The organism is Cytobacillus sp. (assembly GCF_964223445.1).
GTDB lineage: Bacteria > Bacillota > Bacilli > Bacillales > Cytobacillaceae > Cytobacillus.
Genome location: NZ_CAXQGS010000004.1, coordinates 1 through 4,137, shown reverse-complemented (window position 1 = coordinate 4,137; position 4,137 = coordinate 1). Strand labels below are relative to the sequence as shown.

Below are 4,137 nucleotides of genomic sequence, written 5' to 3'. Positions count from 1 at the left end.
ATTTGACTCAAATGTGAAGATAGATTCCCATAAATATTTAGAGTTCAGAAATAATTGATTGACAATTGGATGAATTTAAATTATTATCGCTTTAAATAATTAAAAAATTGAATATTTTTCTTCTTATCCAGAGAGGTGGAGGGACTGGCCCTTTGAAGCCTCGGCAGCAGGTTCTGATGAATACTGTGCCAATTCCAGCAAGCGCATCGCTTGAAAGATGAGAAGAGGGTTTAAAAAACTCTCTTCTTAGGAGGAGAGTTTTTTAATTGTTTATAAATCCAACTTAAGTTATGCGAAAAGTAGATATTTAAAAATGCAAGAGGAGAGAAGAAAAATGAAATATGGTTTCTGGTTGCCGATTTTTGGAGGCTGGCTGCGAAATGTAGATGACGAAAAGATGCCGCCAACCTTTGAATACGCTAAAAACGTCATTCAGTCGGCTGAAAAATGGGGGTACTCGACTACATTAATAGCTGAATTATATTTAAATGATATTAAAGGACCGGACCATGATTCTCTTGAAGCCTGGTCCACGGCAGCCGCACTTGCAGCCGTGACGGAAAAAATTGAAATTATGACGGCGATCCGTCCTGGTTTTCATAATCCTGCTGTAGCAGCAAAAATGGCAGCCAATATTGATCAAATCAGCAGCGGCCGCTTTACTCTTAATGTTGTTTCTGCCTGGTGGGCTGAAGAAGCCCGTCAATATGGTGGTATTTTTACAGAACATGATGAGCGTTATGCCCGCACCGAGGAGTTCATTGATGTTCTGAAAGGCTTATGGACAGAAGATACCTTCAGCTTTTCTGGCCAATTTTACGACTTAAAAGAAACGAAGCTTGCACCGAAGCCTGTTCAACGACCTAACCCCATTCTTTATGCAGGCGGTGAAAGCGAAAAAGGCAAGCAGACCATTGCAGAAAAATGTGATGCTTATGTCATGCACGGCGGAACGGTTGAAGAGATTGACCGGAAAATAGGAGAAATGAAGGGACGGCGTGAACAAACGGGGAATGCGCCATTCAGTTCTTTCGGAATGGCTGCGTATGTTATTTGCCGTGAAACAGAAGAAGAGGCTCTTGCTGAGCTTGAAAAAATCACGACTGTGAAGGATTCCAGCGGATACGCTGGCTTTAAGGACTTCACGACAAAGTCACAATTAGAGCAGCAGATTCAGCTGCAGGATTACTCTGTCTCCAATAGAGGTCTGCGGCCAAACTTAATAGGAACACCAGAGCAAATTGCTGATCGAATCCTGCAATTTGAAGAAGCTGGCCTGGACTTGCTATTATTGCAATTCTCACCTCAGCTGGAGGAAATGGAACGCTTTGCAAAGACAGTAATGCCATTAGTGGAACAAAGACGCAGTTTAATAAAGAGCTAGAAAGGGGCCTGAATAATGAGCAAGGTATATGTAATACATGAAAATAGTGAGTGGACAGTCCATTTGACAAAAAGGCTGGAGGAACTGGGTGTTCCTTATGAAGAATGGCATTTAGACGAAGGAACGCTGGATTTATCGGCAGAACCGCCGGAAGGAATTTTCTATAGCCGGATGAGTGCTTCATCTCATACCCGTGATCATCGCTTTGCAGCTGAATTTTCCGGACAAGTATTGGCGTGGCTTGAAGCACATGGCCGTACTGTTCTAAATGGAACGAGCGCTTTAAAGCTGGAAGTTAGCAAGGTCCTGCAGTACTTGGAGTTAAACAAGTCTGGTGTCAGGACTCCAAAAACGATTGCAGCGGTTGGAAAAAAACACATTATTAAGGCAGCCGAGACGTTTGCGGGACAGCCGTTTATCACGAAGCATAACCGAGCCGGAAAAGGCCTGGGTGTTCAATTATTCCATAGTATTGATGCTCTAAAAGCTTATGTGGAGGGACCTTCCTTCGAAGAGCCTGTTGATGGCATTACCCTTATTCAGGAATACATTCAATCTCCTGAAAGCTATATCACCCGCTGTGAATTTGTAGGAGGCAGCTTTGTTTATGCTGTAAGGGTTGATACTTCTGAAGGATTTGAACTTTGCCCGGCGGACGCATGCCAGATTGGCGACTTATTCTGCCCGGTCGGAGAAGAGGTTGAAGAAAAGCCTAAGTTCCAGATTATTGAAGGTTTTGAGGACGAAATTTTAGAAAAATATAAAGACGTTCTGGCCAGGAATGATATTCAAGTTGCTGGAATTGAATTTATTAGAAATGCTGAAGGTGACATTTACACTTATGATATTAATACAAACACAAACTATAATTCGGATGCAGAAGCAAAAGCCGGAAAATATGGCATGCTCGAATTAGCTTCATTATTAAAGAAGACCTTGGAAGAAAAATACGCAGCATCAGCTGCCGTTTAATTTGAGTGGACCTGCATCTGCAGGTCCATTTAAAATTTGGGAGGCTGCTAGTTTCGTAAACATTCTTATATACTAAAAGCCTCTAAATGAACACTTTTTTAATTACAAAAACTCTCCTGCATGTTTCCTATACTATAATAATAGTTGGACTAAGTTTGTCGAATGATATGAAAGTGTATTTGGGGGCAGGCTGCCATAAGCGGACTAGGAGGAACAGGAGACGTTGCAATCCTTTCTGCTTCCAACCGAATGTCTCTCATGCCTTTCGCACAGGTATCCACACGACTTGGAGGAGCATCTACAGTCATCCTTGCCATCATGCTGCTAAAGCTTTTTAACTGATTTGTAAAGAAAAGAAAAAACAGGCAGCGGCTTTAATTGCCTGTTTTTTTAGTTACAAAATAGGGTACTTTAGTTAAAAAACCTAGTGGGAAATAGTCAGGGTCATTAACATAAACAGGGGGAAATTTGCATAGCACAAATCTAAGAAAGAAAGAAGGAATTTCCATGAATATTCCTGATAATGTCATTATTACCACATTAAAAGGAAAAGACATTCTCTCAAATCCTTTTTTAAATAAAGGAACTGCTTTTACCAAAGAGGAAAGGGAAGAGCTTGGACTTGACGGCCTGCTGCCGCCTCATGTTCTGACGCTTGATGAACAGGCAGAAAGGGTGTATGAGCAATACTCTATGCGCACCACGGATCTTTTCAAAAACGGGGTTCTATATGACTTATATAACCGCAATGTTGTTCTGTTTTACCGGCTTTTGAAAGACCACCTGGCAGAAATGCTCCCAATCATCTATACACCGACTGTCGGCGAAGCGATCCAGACCTACTCTCACAGCTACCGTCGCCCTGGCGGATTATATCTTTCGATTGATGATCCAGCTGGGATTGAAAAGGCGTTTCAAAACCTGGGCCAGCCTAAAAATGGCATTGATTTAATTGTTGTTACGGACTCTGAAAGCATTTTAGGCATTGGGGACCAGGGGGTAGGCGGCATCAATATTGCGATTGGCAAACTTGCTGTATACACAGCCGCTGCCGGTATTGATCCAAGCCGGGTCCTGCCGGTTGTGCTGGATGTTGGTACAAATAATCAGGAGCTGATTGCCGATCCTATTTATATTGGCAACAAATTCTCCCGTGTTCGCGGTGATCGTTATGATGAATTCATAGATCAGTTCATACAGACAGCAAGGAAGTTTTTCCCGGAGGTTCTTCTTCACTGGGAGGATCTTGGCAATGTGAATGCTCGAAATATTATTGACAAGTACGGTGACAAAATCCTGACCTTCAACGATGACATTCAGGGAACAGGAGCGGTGACCCTTGCTGCTGTTATGTCTGCTTTAAAGGTAACTGGAACTTCCATGAAGGACCAGCGAATCGTTGTCTTCGGGCCAGGGGCTGCCGAAATCGGCAATGCTGACCAAATCGCAGATGCCATGGCTCTTGAAGGGCTGACGAGAGAAGAAGCCTATGACCGCTTCTGGGCTATTGATTACCGGGGTTTATTGACAGATGACACACCGGATGTCCTGAAGTTTCAAAAGCCTTATGTAAGGAAATCGGATGAAGTGAAGAGCTGGGACAGGAATGAGGACGGAATCATTTCATTAATGGAAGTTGTGCAGAGGGTGAAGCCAACAATCCTGATCGGTACATCCGGCCAGGCAGGTGCCTTTTCTGAGGAAATTATCAAGGAAATGGCCAGGCATGTGGAGCGGCCAATCATCATGCCGATGTCCAACCCAACTGCCCTGGCTGAAGC

At 43.3% G+C, this 4,137-nt stretch carries 3 protein-coding genes, 1 pseudogene and 1 riboswitch; all 4 genes and pseudogenes read left to right on the top strand.

What is annotated here, in order from left to right; translation table 11 throughout:
- Nucleotides 1-120 precede the first annotated feature (120 nt).
- Nucleotides 121-224: riboswitch (SAM riboswitch) on the top strand.
- 110 nt (nucleotides 225-334) lie between these two features.
- Nucleotides 335-1,384, top strand: a complete 1,050-nt coding sequence (locus ACEQ1T_RS00445) for an LLM class flavin-dependent oxidoreductase (RefSeq protein WP_370221407.1) — start codon at nucleotides 335-337, stop codon at nucleotides 1,382-1,384.
- A gap of 15 nt (nucleotides 1,385-1,399) precedes the next feature.
- Nucleotides 1,400-2,356, top strand: a complete 957-nt coding sequence (locus tag ACEQ1T_RS00440; protein WP_370221405.1) for a RimK family alpha-L-glutamate ligase — start codon at nucleotides 1,400-1,402, stop codon at nucleotides 2,354-2,356.
- Nucleotides 2,357-2,541: 185 nt separating this feature from the next.
- Nucleotides 2,542-2,698, top strand: a pseudogene (locus ACEQ1T_RS00435) (2-hydroxycarboxylate transporter family protein); the annotation flags it as partial.
- Nucleotides 2,699-2,863: 165 nt separating this feature from the next.
- Nucleotides 2,864-4,137 (top strand): NAD-dependent malic enzyme (locus tag ACEQ1T_RS00430; protein ID WP_370221408.1); only part of this gene is annotated, 1,274 nt, incomplete at its 3' end.